Source organism: Mycobacterium sp. FW102-FHT13B02 (genome assembly GCF_058790275.1).
Window position 1 is genome coordinate 1 of sequence record NZ_JBYTCM010000023.1, and the last position, 18187, is coordinate 18187.

22 protein-coding genes are annotated in these 18187 nt (G+C 65.2%); 10 read left to right on the forward strand and 12 right to left on the reverse strand.

The window, feature by feature from the left end; all coding sequences use genetic code 11:
* Positions 1–194 precede the first annotated feature (194 nt).
* The 3 genes from AC3WTE_RS27185 to AC3WTE_RS27195 form a co-directional block, all read right to left on the reverse strand.
* Positions 195–509, reverse strand: coding sequence for a DUF732 domain-containing protein (locus tag AC3WTE_RS27185; protein ID WP_492442595.1), 315 nt, complete (start codon positions 507–509; stop codon positions 195–197).
* Between the two features lie 182 nt (positions 510–691).
* Complete coding sequence (locus AC3WTE_RS27190) at positions 692–2002, reverse strand: carboxylesterase family protein (RefSeq protein WP_492442597.1); 1311 nt, start codon at positions 2000–2002, stop codon at positions 692–694.
* 60 nt (positions 2003–2062) lie between these two features.
* Positions 2063–2233, reverse strand: coding sequence for a hypothetical protein (locus AC3WTE_RS27195; protein WP_480217357.1), 171 nt, complete (start codon positions 2231–2233; stop codon positions 2063–2065).
* A 257-nt stretch (positions 2234–2490) separates the two neighbouring features.
* On the opposite strand from AC3WTE_RS27195, the gene AC3WTE_RS27200 reads away from it, so the two are divergent.
* Together AC3WTE_RS27200 and AC3WTE_RS27205 are read left to right on the forward strand one after the other, a co-directional pair.
* Positions 2491–3264 (forward strand): enoyl-CoA hydratase, encoded by a 774-nt coding sequence (locus tag AC3WTE_RS27200; RefSeq protein WP_492442599.1) that lies wholly within the window; start codon positions 2491–2493, stop codon positions 3262–3264.
* Between the two features lie 86 nt (positions 3265–3350).
* On the forward strand, positions 3351–4454 hold the full coding sequence (locus tag AC3WTE_RS27205; protein ID WP_492442601.1) for a ferritin-like domain-containing protein: 1104 nt from the start codon (positions 3351–3353) through the stop codon (positions 4452–4454).
* Positions 4455–4479: 25 nt separating this feature from the next.
* Here AC3WTE_RS27205 and AC3WTE_RS27210 read toward each other — a convergent pair whose 3' ends face one another.
* The gene (locus AC3WTE_RS27210) at positions 4480–4917 is read right to left on the reverse strand and encodes an OsmC family protein (protein WP_492442603.1); all 438 of its coding nucleotides are present in this window, start codon (positions 4915–4917) and stop codon (positions 4480–4482) included.
* Positions 4918–4941: 24 nt separating this feature from the next.
* On the reverse strand, positions 4942–5319 hold the full coding sequence (locus AC3WTE_RS27215) for a nuclear transport factor 2 family protein (protein ID WP_492442605.1): 378 nt from the start codon (positions 5317–5319) through the stop codon (positions 4942–4944).
* An 89-nt stretch (positions 5320–5408) separates the two neighbouring features.
* Between AC3WTE_RS27215 and AC3WTE_RS27220 the strand changes: the two genes are divergently transcribed.
* The 5 genes from AC3WTE_RS27220 to AC3WTE_RS27240 all read left to right on the forward strand — a co-directional run bounded on the left by AC3WTE_RS27220 (position 5409) and on the right by AC3WTE_RS27240 (position 9099).
* Positions 5409–5999 carry a TetR/AcrR family transcriptional regulator gene (locus AC3WTE_RS27220; RefSeq protein ID WP_492442607.1) on the forward strand — a complete coding sequence of 197 codons (591 nt, stop codon included), beginning with the start codon at positions 5409–5411 and terminating at the stop codon, positions 5997–5999.
* Positions 6000–6100: 101 nt separating this feature from the next.
* Positions 6101–6841: a cysteine hydrolase family protein gene (locus tag AC3WTE_RS27225; protein ID WP_492442609.1), complete on the forward strand. Its 741-nt coding sequence runs from the start codon at positions 6101–6103 to the stop codon at positions 6839–6841.
* A 46-nt stretch (positions 6842–6887) separates the two neighbouring features.
* Positions 6888–7835, forward strand: a complete 948-nt coding sequence (locus AC3WTE_RS27230; RefSeq protein WP_492442611.1) for an aldo/keto reductase — start codon at positions 6888–6890, stop codon at positions 7833–7835.
* Between the two features lie 23 nt (positions 7836–7858).
* Positions 7859–8488 (forward strand): FMN-dependent NADH-azoreductase, encoded by a 630-nt coding sequence (locus tag AC3WTE_RS27235; protein ID WP_492442613.1) that lies wholly within the window; start codon positions 7859–7861, stop codon positions 8486–8488.
* Between the two features lie 23 nt (positions 8489–8511).
* Positions 8512–9099: a DNA-3-methyladenine glycosylase I gene (locus tag AC3WTE_RS27240; protein WP_492442614.1), complete on the forward strand. Its 588-nt coding sequence runs from the start codon at positions 8512–8514 to the stop codon at positions 9097–9099.
* Positions 9100–9105: 6 nt separating this feature from the next.
* Here the strand turns inward: AC3WTE_RS27240 and AC3WTE_RS27245 are convergent, their stop codons facing one another.
* Positions 9106–9672: a TetR/AcrR family transcriptional regulator gene (locus AC3WTE_RS27245; protein ID WP_492442616.1), complete on the reverse strand. Its 567-nt coding sequence runs from the start codon at positions 9670–9672 to the stop codon at positions 9106–9108.
* A gap of 141 nt (positions 9673–9813) precedes the next feature.
* Here AC3WTE_RS27245 and AC3WTE_RS27250 point away from each other — a divergent pair, with 141 nt between their 5' ends.
* Together AC3WTE_RS27250 and AC3WTE_RS27255 are read left to right on the forward strand one after the other, a co-directional pair.
* Complete coding sequence (locus AC3WTE_RS27250) at positions 9814–10287, forward strand: nuclear transport factor 2 family protein (protein ID WP_492442618.1); 474 nt, start codon at positions 9814–9816, stop codon at positions 10285–10287.
* Complete coding sequence (locus tag AC3WTE_RS27255; protein ID WP_492442620.1) at positions 10280–10969, forward strand: hypothetical protein; 690 nt, start codon at positions 10280–10282, stop codon at positions 10967–10969. Before AC3WTE_RS27250 ends, AC3WTE_RS27255 begins: the two co-directional genes overlap by 8 nt.
* Here the strand turns inward: AC3WTE_RS27255 and AC3WTE_RS27260 are convergent.
* Complete coding sequence (locus AC3WTE_RS27260) at positions 10966–11628, reverse strand: potassium channel family protein (protein ID WP_492442694.1); 663 nt, start codon at positions 11626–11628, stop codon at positions 10966–10968. The genes AC3WTE_RS27255 and AC3WTE_RS27260 overlap by 4 nt on opposite strands.
* Before the next feature lie 83 nt (positions 11629–11711).
* Between AC3WTE_RS27260 and AC3WTE_RS27265 the strand changes: the two genes are divergently transcribed.
* On the forward strand, positions 11712–13208 hold the full coding sequence (locus tag AC3WTE_RS27265) for a potassium/proton antiporter (RefSeq protein ID WP_492442622.1): 1497 nt from the start codon (positions 11712–11714) through the stop codon (positions 13206–13208).
* On the opposite strand, the gene hypE is transcribed toward AC3WTE_RS27265, so the two are convergent.
* Genes hypE through AC3WTE_RS27290 form a run of 5 tightly spaced genes read right to left on the reverse strand, consistent with a single transcriptional unit; the run spans position 13205 to position 18187 of the window.
* Complete coding sequence (gene hypE / locus AC3WTE_RS27270) at positions 13205–14260, reverse strand: hydrogenase expression/formation protein HypE (protein WP_492442624.1); 1056 nt, start codon at positions 14258–14260, stop codon at positions 13205–13207. The genes AC3WTE_RS27265 and hypE overlap by 4 nt on opposite strands.
* Positions 14253–15353: a hydrogenase formation protein HypD gene (gene hypD, locus AC3WTE_RS27275; RefSeq protein ID WP_492442626.1), complete on the reverse strand. Its 1101-nt coding sequence runs from the start codon at positions 15351–15353 to the stop codon at positions 14253–14255. The genes hypE and hypD overlap by 8 nt, the downstream gene beginning before the upstream one ends.
* Positions 15350–15637 (reverse strand): HypC/HybG/HupF family hydrogenase formation chaperone, encoded by a 288-nt coding sequence (locus AC3WTE_RS27280; protein ID WP_459366539.1) that lies wholly within the window; start codon positions 15635–15637, stop codon positions 15350–15352. The genes hypD and AC3WTE_RS27280 overlap by 4 nt, the downstream gene beginning before the upstream one ends.
* 16 nt (positions 15638–15653) lie before the next feature.
* Positions 15654–17942, reverse strand: a complete 2289-nt coding sequence (gene hypF / locus AC3WTE_RS27285) for a carbamoyltransferase HypF (RefSeq protein ID WP_492442629.1) — start codon at positions 17940–17942, stop codon at positions 15654–15656.
* Entirely contained in the window at positions 17939–18187 is a 249-nt protein-coding gene (locus tag AC3WTE_RS27290) for a HypC/HybG/HupF family hydrogenase formation chaperone (RefSeq protein WP_492442631.1), read from the reverse strand. The genes hypF and AC3WTE_RS27290 overlap by 4 nt, the downstream gene beginning before the upstream one ends.

Below are 18187 nucleotides of genomic sequence, written 5' to 3' on the forward strand. Positions count from 1 at the left end.
ACACAGTCCTCCGAAAACGACACGGTCGCCGCAACCTCTCACATTCGTGAGTGTTGCGACGACCGCGCGAACCCGCCTTCGGACTTGGGGCAGTTTTGCGTCTGGTGACGCGCGTGGCGCCGTGGCTGTGAGGGATACGCACGAAATCTCATCGATTTGCGTGCACAGTCCTCACAGTCAGTGCGACGAGAACGTCATAGGGTGTCGGGGCAGAGGTTGCGCTGAGCGGCGTGCACCAGCATCCGGCCGATGTTGGCGTCGCCAGGGTTGACCTGTGCGATCAAGTCATCGGCAGATTGCCCCAGATGCAACCGATTACAGGCCATATAGCCTTGTGCCACAACGGCTCCGTCGGGCATCTGTTGGCCCGCAAAAGTCAGGCCCGGGAAGCCGTTGGACCGGAGCTCGTTGAGAAATGATTGATCGTCGGCCCGAGCCGGCGGGGTGCCGACAATGCCAACGGCGAGCAATGCCGTCGCCCCGATCCCTATTGCACGCTGCTTTCGCATGATTCCGCCCCCGTTGTCCGGCCGCAGTAGGTAGCTACGGCACTTGTGCTTGTGTGCTCAACACTATGGGCGTTGCGACCGTGAGTACCGTCGATTTATCACTATTGATGTGGCGGAAACGCGCACCCAAGGTCGTACCCACCGAGTAGCGCCGACGAGACACGCCCCCGACTGGGTGGCCGTCATCCGAAGACAAGTTGTCTCTGTCCGAGGGCGGAGACGCCGTCGCGCGCGAAAGCGGCCCAGAGGGAACGCATCTCATACCCGAGCGCTGCATCGACCGTGCGCGGCTCGGGGCCGAGCATCGGCGCATCCGCCCACGAGTCAACCGCGCCCAGGAGCAGTGGCAGCTCGATGCAATGGCATGCACCCAGCGGTGCCCCCGGTGGTGCCCAGTCGACGCGGTATGTCGCCGATCGCGCGCCCACTCGCTCCCAAGTGCGGGCGAGATCGGTTGTCGGCCTCTCGAATTCGGTGCGGGTCAGGATGCGACCGATAGCCGCCGTGAGCGCGGCGCCGAGCGGTCCCAACCGCTGGAAGCGGGCGCCGCGCGGATCCATCGACACGAAAGGCCGGCCGTCATCACGCGTGTAGCCGGCCAGGATCTCGACCCGCGCTGCCGCGTCGGCGATCTGCGACTCGAATTGGCCGGCGGGCGGTAGTGGTGCATGACCGAGAATGGGTGCGTACGCCATCATGCCGAGCCGACCGAACGGCTTGGCGGCGTTCAGCGCTGCAAGCTGTGCGTCGAGCAGCTGCCCGACTTCGGCTTCCATGGCGGGCACGCCCGCCAACGACGCTATCGCCGCCTTGCTCATCGCGGCGGCCATCGACGAGCGCTCACGCGGCAGGCCCAGTGGAGCGCTCTGCAGGATGGCCCGGGTGAAAAGTCCGGCTGCCTCCGGGCACAGCATCAGCGACAGGACAGAATCGCCGCCGGCGGACTGGCCGAACACCGTGACGCGGTGGGGATCGCCGCCGAACGCCGAGATGTTGTCGCGGACCCATTGCAGCGCGCAGATTTGGTCGCGCAGACCAAGGTTCTGTGTGTCCGGGTCGTGGATGTTCAGGTAGCCGAAGATGCCGAGCCGGTAGGTGACGGTCACCACGACGACCTCGCCGTCGACTGCCAGTCGCCGCGGGTCGTACTTCGGGGATTCACCACCACCCGAGACGTACGCCCCGCCGTGTAACCACACCATCACCGGCAGTCTTTCGGCGTTCGCGGGTGCGGTGACGCTGAGCACTTGGCAGTGTTCGCTGATCGTGAGGCCATCGATGACGGGGCCGGTGACGGGTCGCAGACGAGATGGCAGCTGAGGACACGCGGGGCCGCGCTCGGTTGCGTCGATCACTTCCGTGCCGGCGCTGACCGGTTCCGGGGCGGCGAACCGGTCGGCGCGGGCGTAGCGGATGCCGCGGGCGACGATCACGCCGTCGTCTTCGAGCGCCAGCAGGGTGGTGCCGCGGTAGTCGATGTACCTGGCCCCCATCAGATCACCATACGAAGGGACCCCCGGAACCTCACGGTCCGGGGGCCCCTTCAGCGGCAATTAGAACGCCTGGTCGTAGAACCCGTTGGTGGTGTTGACGTTGTCGTGGTTGTCGACGCCGTAGTGCGGGCCGATCGGGGTTCCGGTGGTGGCCTGAGCGGGAACGGCCAGACCCAGGACGGCGGCGGTCATGCTCGAAGCGATCAGAGTGGCAAAGCCGAACTTCTTCATTTTGAACCCCTTCTTCGGTTGTTGTGGTGCTCTGATGGTTGAAACTGGTTGTGTGGCAGGATCATTCCGATCGGCAGGATTTAATGCACGGTTGGCAGAAACAAGTCTTCTGCGCCGACAGTGAGGACGGTGCGGGAGACGTGGCCGGTTTCCATGTACAACCCTCGTAGGACCCATGGCCAGGTAATTTCTGGTGGATACCCGCTGACCGACGGACGCGCCGGCTGGGTTCGGGAATCCGGTGTTAGCGTCCGACCATGAGCGAACCGCTGTTGCGCCACGACCGCGACGACCGTGGCGTCGTGACCTTGACGCTGAACCGTCCGCAAGCGTTCAACGCGCTGTCCGAGGCGATGCTCTCCGAGCTGGGCGAGACCTTCGGCGCACTAGCTGACGACGCGACGGTGCGGGCTGTCGTCCTCGGGGCATCCGGCAAGGCCTTCTGCGCCGGCCACGACCTCAAGGAGATGCGTGCCGAGCCGTCACTCGAGTACTACCAGAGACTATTCGCGCAGTGCACCGACGTGATGCTCGCGATCCAGCGGCTGCCGGTCCCGGTGATCGCACGAGTTCAGGGGATCGCGACGGCAGCCGGCTGCCAGTTGGTCGCCATGTGCGATCTCGCGGTGGCAAGCGCCGACGCGCGCTTCGCGGTCAGCGGCATCAACGTCGGATTGTTCTGTGCGACACCGGGAGTCGCGTTGTCGCGCAACATCCCACGGAAGGCCGCCTTCGAGATGCTCGTGACAGGGGAGTTCATCGCTGCGCACGAGGCCGAGGCGTTGGGTTTGGTCAACAGGGTGGCGCCACCGGAGGCACTTGACGAAGAGGTCGAGGCGATCGTCACGAGCATCGTCGCCAAACCAGCCGTTGCTGTCGCCATGGGCAAGTCGTTGTTCTACCGCCAGATTGAAGTCGGCATCGAAGCCGCCTATCTGGACGCCGGCGCCACGATGGCCTGCAACATGATGGATCCGAGCGCGCTCGAGGGCGTGCTGGCGTTCATCGAGAAGCGCCCGCCCAACTGCTGAGTGGTTGACGGCCCGGCCGTCCACGGCGCACTGTGATACAGGTCATATTTCCGTTCGGACATATGCGCGCAGAGAGGCGGCCGTTCATGACGACGAAGGACAAGTACACCCAGGTACCCGATCCGTACTCGTGGGACACCGCCAGTGGCGGCGATGCGCGCTTCACCTGGGAATACGACGACGGCCGCGGACGCCTGCTGTCCCTGTACCAAAAGGGCAAGGACAAGCAGTGGGATGCCCAGTCGCGCATCGACTGGTCGCAGGACGTCGATCCGATGAACCCCATCGGCCTGCCCGACGAGTTCCATCCCTTGTTCGGCAGCCCGATGTGGGAGGCGGCCGACGAGTCGCTGCGCGCCCAGATGCGCCACCACTCGCAGGCGTGGAACTTTTCGCAGTTCCTACACGGTGAACAGGGCGCGATGGTGTGTGCGGCGAAGATCGTCGAGGTGGTCCCGGATCTGGATGCGAAGTTCTACGCAGCCACCCAGACCATGGACGAGGCCCGGCACGTCGAGGCATTCTCGCGGTTCCTGCAGGAAAAGGTCGGCCTCGTCTACCCGATGAACAAGAACCTGAACGCGTTGCTCGGCGACACGCTGCGCGATTCGCGGTGGGACATGCCATACCTCGGCATGCAGGTCCTGATCGAGGGACTCGCACTCGCCGCGTTCGGGGTGCAGCGTGACTTGGCGGCGCCCGGTTCGCTGGCCAAACAGTTGCTGGCGTACGTCATGCAGGACGAGGCCCGACACGTCGCCTTCGGCCGCATCTCCCTGAAGGATTACTACGCGGGGCTGACCGATGCCGAACGAGCCGATAGGGAAGAGTTCGTGGTCGACGCCTGCTATCTGATGCGTGACCGGTTCCGCGGCGAGGAAGTCTTCGAGACCCTCGGCCTCGACGTCAAGGCGTGTGCCGAGTGGGTCGACAAGTCGGCGCCCATGATGAAGCAGTTCCGGGCGCATCTGTTCAGCCGAATCGTGCCCATTGTCAAGGACATCGGGCTGTGGGGCCCCAAGGTGCAGGGGGCGTTCGCGGACATGGGCGTGCTGGACATGGCCGGCTTCGACATCGAGGGAATGATGAAGGCCGACGAGGATCAGGCCGAAGCACTCGACAAGGCCCACGCCGAGATGGCTGTCCGGGCAATGGAAGTGGATCAGATCATCGAGCAGGCGGTGAGTTAGCTCCCGCCCGCGTTCCCGCCCGCCGTTACGTCAACGACGTGGTGACATGCACCGTCGACGTCAGCGTTCGGTGCACAGGGCAGCGTTCGGCGATGGCGAGCAGTTTGTCCCGCTGATCGTCATCGAGGTCGCCGATCAACTCGATGTCACGATCGATGTGGTCGACCATGCCTTGTTCCGTCTCGCACTCGGCACAGTCCTTTGCGTGAATCCGCGAGTGCCGCAACGATACTCGCACCTGTTCGAGGGGCAGGCCCTTCTTGTTGGCATACATCCGGACGGTCATGGAGGTACACGCGCCCAGGGCGGACAGCAGTAGGTCGTATGGCGACGGTCCGGCGTCGTCGCCGAACGGTCGTGGCTCGTCGGCCACCAACCGGTGCCCGCCCGCGATGATCTCCTGCGTGTAGGTCCCCGCGCCGCTCTCGGCGACGGTGACGGTGCCTTCGTTCGGGGTGGTCATAGGCGTCTCCTCATCGGGATGGCATCACATTCGTTCGACCCATTGGGCGCGAGATGGGCCGGGCTCGAATGCCTCGGTGAAGTACTGGGTCTCGCGCACAACTTCGGCTCCAGAGAATTCCATGATGCTCACCGTGTAGTACGGCTGCCCGTCATACGTCATCACCAACTCGGTGAGCCACAGCTCACCCGAACCGACGATGCGCCGTACCGCGAAGTGCTTCACGTTCGGCTGGGCGGATCTCGACGCCTGAATGTTGTGCCGCCCGCGGATTCGCTCACCCGACTGCGGATACTCGAGAACCGCGTCGTCGCGGTAGATTTCGTGTTCTGCTGCGAAGTCGTTGGCGTCGGATGCCGCCCAGTGCCGCCGCAGTGCGGCCTCCACGTCGTCGTCGCGCATCGATGTTCTCCCTGCCTCGGCGAAGACGTTAGCCGTGGGCCGGCCATTTTGCAGCCGAATATAGCTGACCGGTCGGCTAATATTGTGAGATGCCGCGCCCAGCGAATCCGGAAGTCCGCCGCCGCCTCCTGGCGGCGGGGCTCGAGTTGGTGCACGCGCACGGATTCGCGGCCAGCGGCGTCAAAGACATCACCGACGCCGCAGGCGTGCCGAAAGGGTCGTTCTACGCGTATTTCCCCAGCAAGGAAGCATTCGCCGCGGCGATCCTCGAGCACTACTGGTCCGATATCGAGGCGCGGATACTGCCGCTGCTGGACGCTGACGGGCTGGCGCACGAGCGAATCGCGCACTTCTTCCACGCGCTTGCCGACGAGCACGAGTCCGCGGACTTTCTGCTGGGTTGTCTGGTCGGAAACATGTCTCTGGAGCTTGGCGGGTCTAGCGAACCGGTGCGCGCCGAACTGACGCGCATCCTCGATCGCTGGGACGAGGCGCTTGCCGACTGCGTGCGATCAGGGCAGGGCAGTGGTGATGACATTGCCGCGGATCGCGGAGCGTCCGAGTTGGCGTCGGTGCTGATCGAGGCGTGGGAGGGTGCGGCTTTGAGGGGCAAGGTCACCCGTAGCCGCACGCCGTACGACCGATTCGAAGCGGTCACGTTGCCGGCGCTGTTGCGCTGACCCGAGCTGTTGCGCGCGTCACTGTCGACTGCCCTTGATTCATAGACGACCGGTCATCTATTCTTGCGGTGTCAACATCCACCGACCGCGAAGGCTGTGCCATGGCAGACCACTCCGACTACGCCGAGCCGCCGGACCCCGCCTTACCGAGTTCTGGCTTCGTGCTCGACCACGCGCATGCGGCGCTCGTCGTCACCGATCCTCAGATCGATTTCCTCAGTGCCGACGGCGTGGCGTGGTCGGTGTTCGGCGCGAGTGTGGAAGAGAACAACACCGTCACGCATATCGGCCAATTGTTCGATGCGGCCAAGCGTGCGGGGCTCACGGTCGCGGTCTCGCCGCACTACTTCTATCCAACCGATGAGCAGTGGCGGTTCGGTGACCCGCTCGAGCAGTTCATGGGCGGTGTCGGCATGTTCGCGCGCACAGGCGCCTACACGATGGACGGTTTCGCCGAGTCCGGCGCGGACTTCCTGCCCGCATACCGGCACTACATCCATGACGGCCGCACCGTCGTCACCTCACCTCACAAGATCGTGGGTCCGGAGTCGAATGACCTTGTGCTGCAGTTGCGCAAGCGTGGCGTGACGCAGGTGATCCTGGCCGGGATGGCCGCCAACCTCTGTGTCGAAGGGCACCTGCGCGAACTCGTCGAACAGGGCTTCGAGGTGGCCGTGGTCAAAGACGCCACGGCGGGTCCACGCCTGCCCGAAGGCGACGGTTACCTGGCCGCGCTGGTGAACTTTCGATACCTGGCCAGCGCGGTATGGACCACCGCGCAGGCGGTCGCCATCGTCGACGGGAGTGTCGATGGCGGGAATCTCGAAATACATTGCCCCTGAGTGCTTTCCACAAACCAAACCATCAGTGAACAAGGAGTCCACGATCATGACATTGACCGACGATTTGCGACAGCGGCGTTTCCCGCTGAACAACGGCAGCGGCGCAATCCCGGCCCTCGGGTTCGGGACTTCACTGTCCGACAACACCAAGACCGAGGCCGCGGTGATCGCGGCGGTCGAAGCCGGATTTCGCCACCTCGATGCCGCCGAGCGTTACCGCAATGAAGCGCAGGTCGGTGCGGCGCTGAAGGAGCTGTTCGCCAACGGGACGGTCCGTCGCGAAGACCTGTTCGTGACCACCAAGCTGTGGAACAACAACCACCGCCCGGAACGGGTCAAGCCCGCGCTGCAGGCGAGCCTGAACCGGTTGGGATTGGACACCCTCGACCTGTACCTGGTGCACACGCCGTTCGCGTTCCAGTCGGGCGATGACCAGGATCCCCGGGACGCGCATGGGAACGTGATCTATGACAACGGCGTCACCCTGGCTGAAACGTGGGCCGCCATGGAGCATCTCGTCGACGAAGGGCTTGTCGGCGCGATCGGACTTTCTGACATCAGTGCCGAAAGGACCAGGGACGTGCTGGAATTCGCGCGGATCAAGCCAGCAGTCGTCCAGGTCGAGGCGCACCCATACCACCCGCAGTGGGAACTGCACGAACTGGCCGAGACCCATGGCGCCATCTTGCTGGCGTTCGCATCGCTCGGGCATGCACTCGAACCACGATTGCTCGACGATCCGCTCATCGTCTCGATGGCGCAGCGGTTCGGGAAGGCGCCCGCGCAGGTCCTGCTGGCGTGGGGGATCCAACGCGGCAGCGCAGTCCTGACGGCATCGGTCACACCCTCCCGAATCGCCGAAAACTGTGATGTCACAGCGCTTCCCGATGCCGCGATCGAGGAGATCAACGAGCGCCTGGACACCCGCATCCGATTCAACTCCGTGGTCGACGGGGGCGAACCTGGGTTTACCGAAGTGCCTTCGGATCGCTGAAAGGAAGTCCGGCCATGACGAAATTGCTTTACCTGCAGGCGTCTCCGCGTAAGAGTGATTCGACGTCGAGGCAGATCGCCACGGCGTATCTCGATGCGCTGACGGCAGCCAATCCGCACCTCGAGATCGATATCCTCGATCTGTGGGACACAGAGCTTCCTGCATTCGACGGCGACAAAGCGGCTGCGAAGATGAACGTCATCAAAGGAGCCGGGCAAGATGGCGCCGGACAGTCGGCCTGGGACGAGATCGTGGCAATCGCTGACCGCTTCACGTCTGCCGACCGGTATCTCATTTCTTCGCCGATGTGGAACTCCGGAATTCCCTACCGGCTCAAGCATTTCATCGATCTGGTTCATCAGCCGGGGATTCTGTGGCGTCTGGACCCGCAGGCCGGCTACCGGGGACTGCTCACGGGCAAGCATGCCACCCTTGCCCTCACCTCCGGCGTGTACGCACGGGGTGTCGCCGAACCGGCATTCGGAGTAGACCATCACGCGGCATACCTGCGCATGTGGCTCAATCAAGCTGGGATTCGGGAGGTCGACGAATTGCGATTTCAGCCCACGATGCTGACCGACAATCCGGCCGGCGATCTGGCAAAGGCGCTTGAAGATGCGGAGAAGCTTGCGGCGGCACATGGCTACGTCTGACGGCGGTCCGTGAGATGAGAGCGATGGCAGGCGTCGGGATGTCGGCGGCACTGCCCACCGTGGTCACCGCTGCGGATGGTGTCGCCAGGTGTCGGTGGGCGACCGAAACGGGCCGGGATTTGCGGACCTATCACGACCTGGAATGGGGTATGCCGACCCGCGACGACACTGCGCTATTCGAGCTACTCGCATTGACATACTTCGAGAACGGGCTGTCCTGGGCGGCCGTATTCGACAAGCGGGACAGCCTGTGTCACGCGTTCAGCGGATTCGTACCGGCGTCCGTGGCCGCGATGACCACCGACGACGTCGAGCGATTGATGGCGGACACCAGCATCATTCGCAATCGGCGAAAGATCGAGGCCACCGTGCACAATGCCCGGCTGCTGTCGAAGCATTCGCTCTCGCGATTGTGCTGGCAGCATGAACCACGGCAGCGTCATCGACTCAGGAGCTGGGATGACGGCCGGATGGTCAGCCCTGAGTCCATTCAGCTGTCAGCGGCGTTGCGGGAAGCCGGGTTTCACCTGGTCGGTCCGGTCGTCGCGCACTCGTTCATGCAGACCGCGGGAATCGAGAACGGCCACTTCGAAGGTTGTTTTCGGGCCTAGGCGGCGCTATTCGGTGCCGGCAAGCGGAGCCAGGATCAGCCGGCACGCCAACTGAATTTCGGCTTCGGTCTCGTCGGCGGAGATCCGCCCGTTCAGGCTGGACTGCAAGATGCCGTGCCAGGTGTGCTGAACCAGGCGCATCAGCGAAATATCTTGTGGCCCAGGATCATCCACCCCGCAGATGGTCAGCAGCATGCTGCGCACCTGGCGGTCGATATGGCCCACCTCGGCCACCGCCGTCGCGTCGGCGGTGTTCAGTGAGTTGAGCATGGCCGCCGTCAGGTGGGGCTGGCGCAACATCGGACGGGTGGCGCGCGACAGGACATCGAACACGCGATCGGCCGCGGCACCGGCCGGGGCCTTCCGGCGATGGATGCCGTCCTGCATCTGGTCCACGCGGTCGGCCATGAGGCCGACGAACAAGTGGGTCTTCGAGGGGAAGTAGCGGTACAACGTGCCGAGCGCGACGCCGGCGGCGCGGGCGACCTCGTTCATCTGTACCTGGTCGGCGGGTTTCTGGGCGGCAAGGGCCGCGGTGGCCTTGAGGATCGCGTCGCGGCGCTGCTGCTGCACGGCGGAGCTGGGCTCAGCGGCTGGGCGGGGTTCGGCGATTCGTGCCAAGGTGCAGCTCCTTTTTGGGTCTGGAGCGAATTCTAGTTGTTGGGTAGAGTCCCAAAACTGAAATTGATTCTAGTAACCTCTGGAGGTTCGGACATGCCACGATTCACGCGGGACGAGCTGGTGGCCGCGCTCGAGCACTACACCAAGGTCGTCGAGGTCTGTTCGAGTACCGGTGACTGGGCCCCGTTCGCCGATCTGTTCACCGAAGACGTGCACTACATCGAGCACGCCTACGGCGAGATGCACGGCCGCGAGGCCGTTCGCGAATGGATCGTGGGCGTGATGAAGCCGTTCCCGCACATGCGATTCCCGCACACCTGGGTCGCGATTGATGAGGAGAACGGCGCGATCGTCACCGAGATCATCAACGCCCTCGACCATCCGACCGAGCCGGGCAAGGTGTTCGGCTTCCCCAACATCACCCGCCTCGTCTATGCCGGGGACAACCTGTTCTCCTCTGAGGAGGACGTCTACAACCCCGTCCGCGATGCGCCGAGGGCGGTGGGCGAGTGGCTCCAGGCCGGCGGGGTCATGCAGGCCGAGCCGATGGCTGCCAAGCATGGCTGACGCCGTGAAGCTGGTCTACGCGTTGTGGGGCTCGGGTTTGGACACGGCGCTGCAGTCGAGGCAATTGCACGTTCTGCTGCGGGCCGCGGGGGTGAACCGGTTGCAGATCAACGTCGACGACGCGGACGTCGAGACGGCGATGTTGCGCATCACCACGTTCGACAGCCCGGTGTCCGCGGTGGTCAGTGTGTGGACTGCCGCCCGATCGAAAGAGGTCGTCGATTCGATTTCAGACCTGCTGGCGGCGATCTCTCAGCGCAGTGCCGGCTGGGAGGTCGAGGAGACGGTGCGCCTGGTCCCGCCCAGTGTGGAAAACGGGGTTCGGACGACGGCGTTGGCGCAGATCGGATTCCTGCGCATCCCGGCGGGGCTCGACCCGGCCGACTGGCTCGAGATTTGGCAGGGGCAGCACACCAGCGTCGCCATCGACACCCAGGACACGTTCGGCTATGTGCAGAACCGGGTGCTGCGGACGGTGCACGGCGCCGACCGGGTCGACGCCGTCGTCGAGGAACTGTTCCACATGGCGGCCATGACCGACGCACATGCGTTCTACGGCAGCGGCGGCGACGATGCCGAACTGCAGCGTCGCATGACGCTCATGGTCGAGAGCGTCATGCGCTTCGGCGCTCACACGAATCTGGATTCGGTGCCGACCAGTAGGTACTGCTACGCGCTCTAGCTGCCGTGGATGAGGTCGTGGATGTCTCCGTCGTCGACGGATTCGTCTGCCACGAACAGCAGTTCGTCGCCAGCCTCGAAGCTGTCGCCGGATTGCGGCACGATGATCCTGCTGCCGCGCTGCACCGTCACCAAGAGGGTGTTCGGCGGCAGGGTCATGTCCCCGATGATGTGGCCGATCAACGGGCTGTCCGGTGGCAGCGTGAATTTTGTCAGGTTGGCATGCCCCTGACGTAGTCCCATCAGCCGCACCAGGTGGCCGACGTCGATGGCGCCCTCGACGCCGGCGGCCATCGCGTGCGGCGTGGACACTGCGACGTCGACACCCCAGTCCGCGGTGAACAGCCATTCGTTGGCCACGTTGTTCACGCGAGCGACCACCCGCGGCACGCTGAATTCTATTTTCGCCAGCAGCGCCATCGCGAGATTCGCCTTGTCATCGCCGGTCGCGGCGATCACGACGTCGCACATCTCGATGCCGCATTCCTCCAGCGAGGCCACCTCGCAGGCGTCGGCCCACAGCCAGTCGGCCTCGGGGACCGTGTGCGGTTCGTACTTCTGGATGTCGCGCTCGATCAGAAGGACCTTGTGGCCGTTGGCGACGAGTTCCTGCGCCACCGACCGGCCCACCGCGCCGGCGCCGGCGATAGCCACGCGCATGCCCCGGGTGCTCACGCAGTCATTGTCGCCTACCGGCCGGATACATTTGGCTCGGCCGTGGCCACAGATCTGAACGGGGACCGATGACGCTGGAGGAGATGTACCGGGTACTGCTCGTCGGTGCCCTGGTGCTGCTGGCCAGCATCGTCGCCACCCGATTGGCCACCCGGGCCGGCCTCCCCAGTCTGTTGCTGTTCCTGGGGGTCGGTGTTCTGCTCGGGGAGGACGGCATCGGACTGAGGTTCGACGACGTCACGCTCGCCCGCGACCTGGGCACGGCCGCACTCACGATGATCCTCATCGAAGGTGGTCTCACCACCCACTTCAGTGACGTCCGAAAGAGCATCGCGCCCGCGGCGGTGATGGCCACGCTGGGCGTGGCCATCAGCACCGTGGTCACCGCGGCAGGCGCGCACCTACTCCTCGGCCTCCCTTGGCAGCTCGCACTTCTGCTGGGCGCCATCGTCTCATCGACCGACGCGGCGGCGGTGTTCTCCGTGCTGCGGGTGCTGCCACTGCCGCGGCGGCTGGCTGGTCTGCTGGAAGCCGAGTCCGGTCTGAACGATGCGCCGGCCGTCATCCTGGTCTTGATGTTCAGCGCGGTCCCGCTGCATTTCGAGGCGGGGGAGGCGCTGCTCAGCCTCGCGTATGAACTGCTCGCCGGAGCCGGGATCGGCGTCTTGTGCGGCTATCTCGGCGCCGTCACCCTGCGCCGGATCGCGCTACCGGCGTCGGGCTTGTACCCGCTGGCCACCTTCGGCCTGGGCACCGTGGCCTTCGCCGCATCGGGGGTGGCCCACGCGAGCGGATTCCTCGCCGCGTACGTGACGGGCTTGGTGCTGGCGAATTCCGGGCTGCCGCACCGGGCCGCCACCCGATCCTTCGCCGAAGGGCTGGGCTGGCTGGCGCAGATCGGGCTGTTCGTCCTGCTCGGATTGCTGGTCAACCCCAGCCAGCTCGGCCGCGACCTGATTCCGGCCGTCCTGGTCGGTCTCGTCTTGCTGCTGCTGGCTCGACCACTGTCAGTGGTGTTGTCGCTGATCGGTTTTCGAGTGCCGTGGCGAGAACAGGCCTTTTTGTCGTGGGCGGGGCTGCGCGGCGCGGTGCCGATCGTGCTGGCCACCTACCCGATCGTCACGGGCGTCCCGGACAGCTACCGGCTTCTCAACATCGTGTTCGTGCTGGTCGTGGTCTTCACGCTGGTCCAGGGACCCAGCCTGAAGCCGATAGCGCACTGGCTCGGCCTCATCCGGCGTGACATCACGCGCGAGCTTCAGGTGGAATCGGCGCCGCTCGACGTGCTCGACGCCGAGCTGCTCACCCTCACCGTGTTGCCGCAATCGCGACTGCACAACGTGACGGTGCTGGAGCTGCGACTGCCCGATCCCAGCGTCATCACACTGATCATCCGCAAGGGTCACACCTTCGTGCCGCAGCCTGACACCCGTATCGAAGCCGGTGACGAGCTGCTGATCGTCAGCACCAGCACCACCCGCGAGGCCACCGAGCGCAGACTGCGCGCGGTGAGCCGCCGCGGGAAACTTGCCTACTGGTTCGACGAGTACGGCGAACCGGACTAACAGATCCGGGGTAGCTGCTCTCCGATGGGCAGGTCCACCACGCGAGTGCCGCCGAGCGCGGTCCGGGCGACGACCATCCCGGGATGCTCGGTGACGCACTGACCGATCACCGCGGCCCGCGCGCCGAGTGGGTGGCTGCGCATCGCGGCCAGCACCCGATCTGCGTCGTCGGCGGGCACGAAGGCCAACAGCTTGCCTTCATTCGCCACCTGCAGGGGGTCCAGGCCGAGGAGGCCGCACGCGTCGCGAACCTCGGGCGGGATCGGGAAGGTGCGTTCGTCCAGCGCCACCCCGACGTGCGCGGTCTTCGCGATCTCGTTGAGCGTCGCGGCCACTCCGCCCCGGGTGGGATCACGCAGGACGTGCAGGTCTGCGCCGGTGTCGATCATCGCGGCTACCAGTCCGTGCAGCGGCGCGGTGTCGCTGGCCACCGCGGTCGCGAAGGTCAGACCTTCGCGGCAGCTCATCACCGCGACCCCGTGCACGCCGATGTCGCCGCTGACGATCACGGTGTCACCGGGCATGGCCCGCTGCGGACGGATATCGACGCGCGGGTCGACGACGCCGATTCCCGCGGTGTTGATGAACACGCCGTCGCCATGACCGGAATCGACCACCTTGGTATCTCCGGTCACCAGCTTCACCCCGGCCGCGAGCGCGGCGGTGCCGACGGCGTGGGCGACATGCGCGATTTCCTGCAGCGCGGTGCCTTCTTCGAGGATGAACGCCGTCGACAACGCCAACGGTTGCGCTCCGGCCATCGCGAGATCGTTGATGGTTCCGTTGACCGCGAGGTCGCCGATGGTGCCGCCGGGGAACGTCAGCGGCTTGACCACGAATGAGTCGGTGGAGAACGCCAACCGGATGTCTCCGACCGCCATGACGGCCGAGTCACCCATACCGGCGTCGGCCGCCGGACCGAATGCCGGCAGGAACAAGTGCTCGATCAGTTCGGCCGACATCGCGCCGCCGCCACCGTGTCCCATCACAATGTTCGGTGCATCGCGCAGCGGAGTCGGGCAGACCCAGGACTCGATGTCCATTTCAGGCATGTGTCACCTCGAGGCGCCGGTAGAGGTAATAGGCAGCGCAGGCGCCCTCCGACGAGACCATCGTCGCGCCCAGCGGGTTGCGCGGAGTGCACTCCTTGCCGAATGCGGCGCACTCGTGCGGTTTGATGAGGCCCTGAAGCACCTCGCCCGAGCGGCAGATGGCGGATTCGGCGGTGTGGACGCCCGTGACCGAGAACCGGTACTCCGCGTCGAAATCGCGGTAGGCAGCCGAGAGGCGCCAGCCGCTCTTGGGAATCATGCCGATCCCGCGCCAGGTCCGGTCGGTGACCTCGAAGACGTCCTCCAGCATCGCCTTGGCCGCGGTGTTTCCCTGCGCCTGAACGGCTCTCGGATAAGCGTTCTCCAATTCGTGCCTGCCGGCCTCCAGCTGAATCACCGTGCGCCGGATACCTTCCAGGATGTCCAGCGGCTCGAATCCGGTGACCACGATGGGGATCCGGTACGTCTCGGTCAGTGCCGGATACTCATCCGTTCCCATGACGCAGCACACGTGCCCGGCGGCCAGGAACGCCTGGACCCGACAAGTCGGTGACTCCATGATTGCCGCGATCGCCGGTGGTACGAGGACGTGCGACACGAGCAATGAGAAGTTTTGTATGCCAAGTTTTTTGGCCTGATAGACGGTCATCGCGTTGGCGGGCGCAGTCGTTTCGAATCCGATGCCGAAGAACACCACCTGCCGGTCCGGGTTGTTCCGTGCGATGGTCAAGGCATCCAGTGGTGAGTACACCACCCGCACGTCGCCGCCTTCGCTCTTTATCCGGAACAGGTCCTTGGAGCTGCCCGGCACCCGCAGCATGTCGCCGAAGGAGCAGAAGATCACGTCGGGCCGGCACGCGATCTCGAGTGCCTTGTCGATCATCTCCAGAGGAGTCACGCACACCGGGCAGCCCGGGCCGTGGATCATCTCGATCTGGTCGGGCAACAGCTGGTCGATGCCGTGACGGATGATCGAATGTGTCTGCCCGCCACACACTTCCATGATCGACCAACGTCTGCTGGTGGCGGCCCTGATCTGGTCGACGAGCTTACCCGCCAGCTCGGGATTGCTGAACTCATCCAGATACTTCATGGTGTCACCTCGGTTGCTTGACGTGCGGCGATCGTGAACCCGTCCCCGAATTCCTCATTGAGGACGCCGAGGTGCTCGAACTCGGCCAATGTCTTGAGCGCCGATTCCTCGTCGAGTCGTTGGATGGCGAATCCCACGTGGACGACGACGTATTCGCCGACCGCCGCGTCCGGGATGTATTGCAGACAGACCTCTTTCTGAATGCCGCCGAAGTCGACGAGGGACATCAGAGTGCCGTCCCGCTCGGACAGGCTCAGGATTTTCCCCGGAACTGCCAAACACATGGGAGTGCTCCTCTTCTCAGTTTGAATTGCCCACCAGTAGTTGGCCCAATGCGATGCCCCCGTCGTTGGGCGGGACGTGGCGGTGGGTGATCACCTCGAACCCCTTGGCGTGCAGACCACCCAGCACCAGCCCGAGCAGCAGCGCGTTCTGGAACACGCCCCCGGACAAGGCGACGATGCGGATGCCGGTCACTTTCGACTCGAGCTCAGCGAGTTCCACGACGACCCCGGCCACCGCCTGGTGAAAGCGCGCTCCGATCACGCCGGCAGGAGTGCCGGCACGCTGATCGTCGATGACGGCCCTGAGCACCGGCGCCGGATCGACGAGCACGGGATCGCCCGCAATGATGTCGAAGGCGTAAGTGACTGCGCCGCAATGTGTACCGCGGGACAGACCCTCCAGCTCAATGGCCGCTTGCGCTTCGTAGTCGACGGTTTGCCGCACGCCGGCCAGTGCGGCCACGGCGTCGAAAAGCCGGCCCATGCTGGAGGTCGGCACACAGCCAAGTCCCGTCCGCAGCTGGTGGGCCAGGACCGCGCCTTCGTCGTCTGGGCAGCCCTGTACCGGCGGCAGATCGTCACTCCATGGCAAGCCGGCGGCCCACAGGTGCGAAAGCGCCATGCGATACGGTCGCTCGACGCTCACGTCACCTCCGGCCAGCGGCGCATATCGCAACTGCGCCGCTCGCCGGTAGCCCTTGTAGTCGGCAACCAGCACCTCGCCGCCCCAGATCGCACCGTCAGGGCCGTAACCCGTTCCGTCGAAGGCGAATCCGAGCACCTGGCTGCTGCCGTCCAGGCCATGCTCGGCCATCACCGCGGCGATATGGGAGTGATGGTGCTGGACCGTGCGGACCGGCCGTCCGCCGGCATTGCGGTGTGCCCACGCGGTGGACCGGTAGCCGGGGTGGGCGTCGGCGACCAGATTCTCGGGGACCACGCCCGTCAGCTCCTGCAGATGTTGTTGCGCCGCATCGAACGCCGAAAGGGTGGCCAGGTCGTCCATATCGCCGACGTGCTGGCTCAGCCAGGCATACTTCCCGTCGGCCACGCCCAATGTGTTTTTGAGATCGGCTCCGACGGCCAACGTCGGCGCGACGGGTACTGGCAGCGCGACGGGCAGCGGCGCGTAGCCACGTGACCGGCGGATCGGCATCTCGTCCCCGTCGATCACCCGGACCACCGAGTCGTCACAGGGCACCAGGATCGCCCGGTTGTGCAGCAGCCAGCCGTCGGCCAGCGCGGCGAGGCGGTCCAAGGCATCGGCGTCGGTGAAGCAGATCGGTTCGCCGCCAAGGTTTCCCGACGTCATCACCAGTACTTCGGGACCCGGATCGTCGCCGGGTAGTCCGAACAGCAGGGCGTGCAGCGGGGTGTACGCGACCATGACGCCGATGTCCGGATTGTGCGGCGCGACCAGAGCGGAAAGAGCGGTGTCGTTCCGCTTGGGCAGCAGCACGATCGGGCGCTGGATGCCCGAGAGTAACTGTGCGGCAGCATCGTTCACATCGGCGATACCACGCGCCGTCGCCAGGTCGGGAACCATCACCGCGAATGGCTTGTCTCCGCGACGCTTGCGCCGCCGCAGCGTTGCCACGGCTGCGCCGTTGGCGGCGTCGCAGGCCAGGTGATATCCGCCGATGCCCTTGACCGCAAGAATGCCGCCGTCGCGCAACAGGTTCCGTGCACAGCGGAGGCCGGCTTCGCCGCCGGTGCTGATGCCGTCGTGGTCGCGGAAGTTCAGCGTCGGTCCGCACTGCGGGCAGCAGACCGGCTGCGCGTGGAAGCGACGGTCGGCCGGGTCGGCGTATTCGCGCGCACAGTCCGGGCACATCGGGAAATCGGCCATGGTGGTGGCGGCGCGGTCGTAGGGAAGCGTCGCGATGATGGTGAAGCGAGGCCCGCAGTTGGTGCAGTTGACGAACGGGTGCCGGTAGCGCCGGTTGCCAGGGTCGCGCTGCTCTGCTGCACAGTCGTCGCAGATCGCGACGTCGGGGGAGGCGAGGGTACGGCCGCCGCCGGAGTGCGAGGTGTCGGTGATGGCGAATCCGGTGCCGCCGCATATCGGAAGATCCTGCGTCTGAACAGATTCGATGACGGCGAGCGGTGGTGGGTGGTTCTTCAGCCGATCCAGGAAATCCCCGATGGCGCTGGTGTCGCCCTCCACCTCGATGATCGCCCCGGAGCTGTCGTTGCGCACCGACCCGCTCAGTCCGAGCGCCGCCGCGGTCGTGTAGACGAATGGCCGGAAGCCGACGCCCTGGACGACGCCGTGTGCGCAGATGCGTAACCGTTGGCGTGTCATGACGCGCCTCGGTCGTCGTTGCCCATCAGTTTGAGGCCGTCCAGTGCCGCCGCGGCGCCTGCGGCGTCAGTCTTTTCGAGGACGAAACCCATGTGGATGATCACCCAGTCGCCGGCATCGAAGGTCTCGTCTGGCAGCATTCCGACATTGACCTTGCGTGGCTCACCGGCGACATCGACCAGTGCGAGCTGGTCGCCGTAGCCGTCCAGCATCTGGATGACCCGCCCCGGTATACCCAGACACAT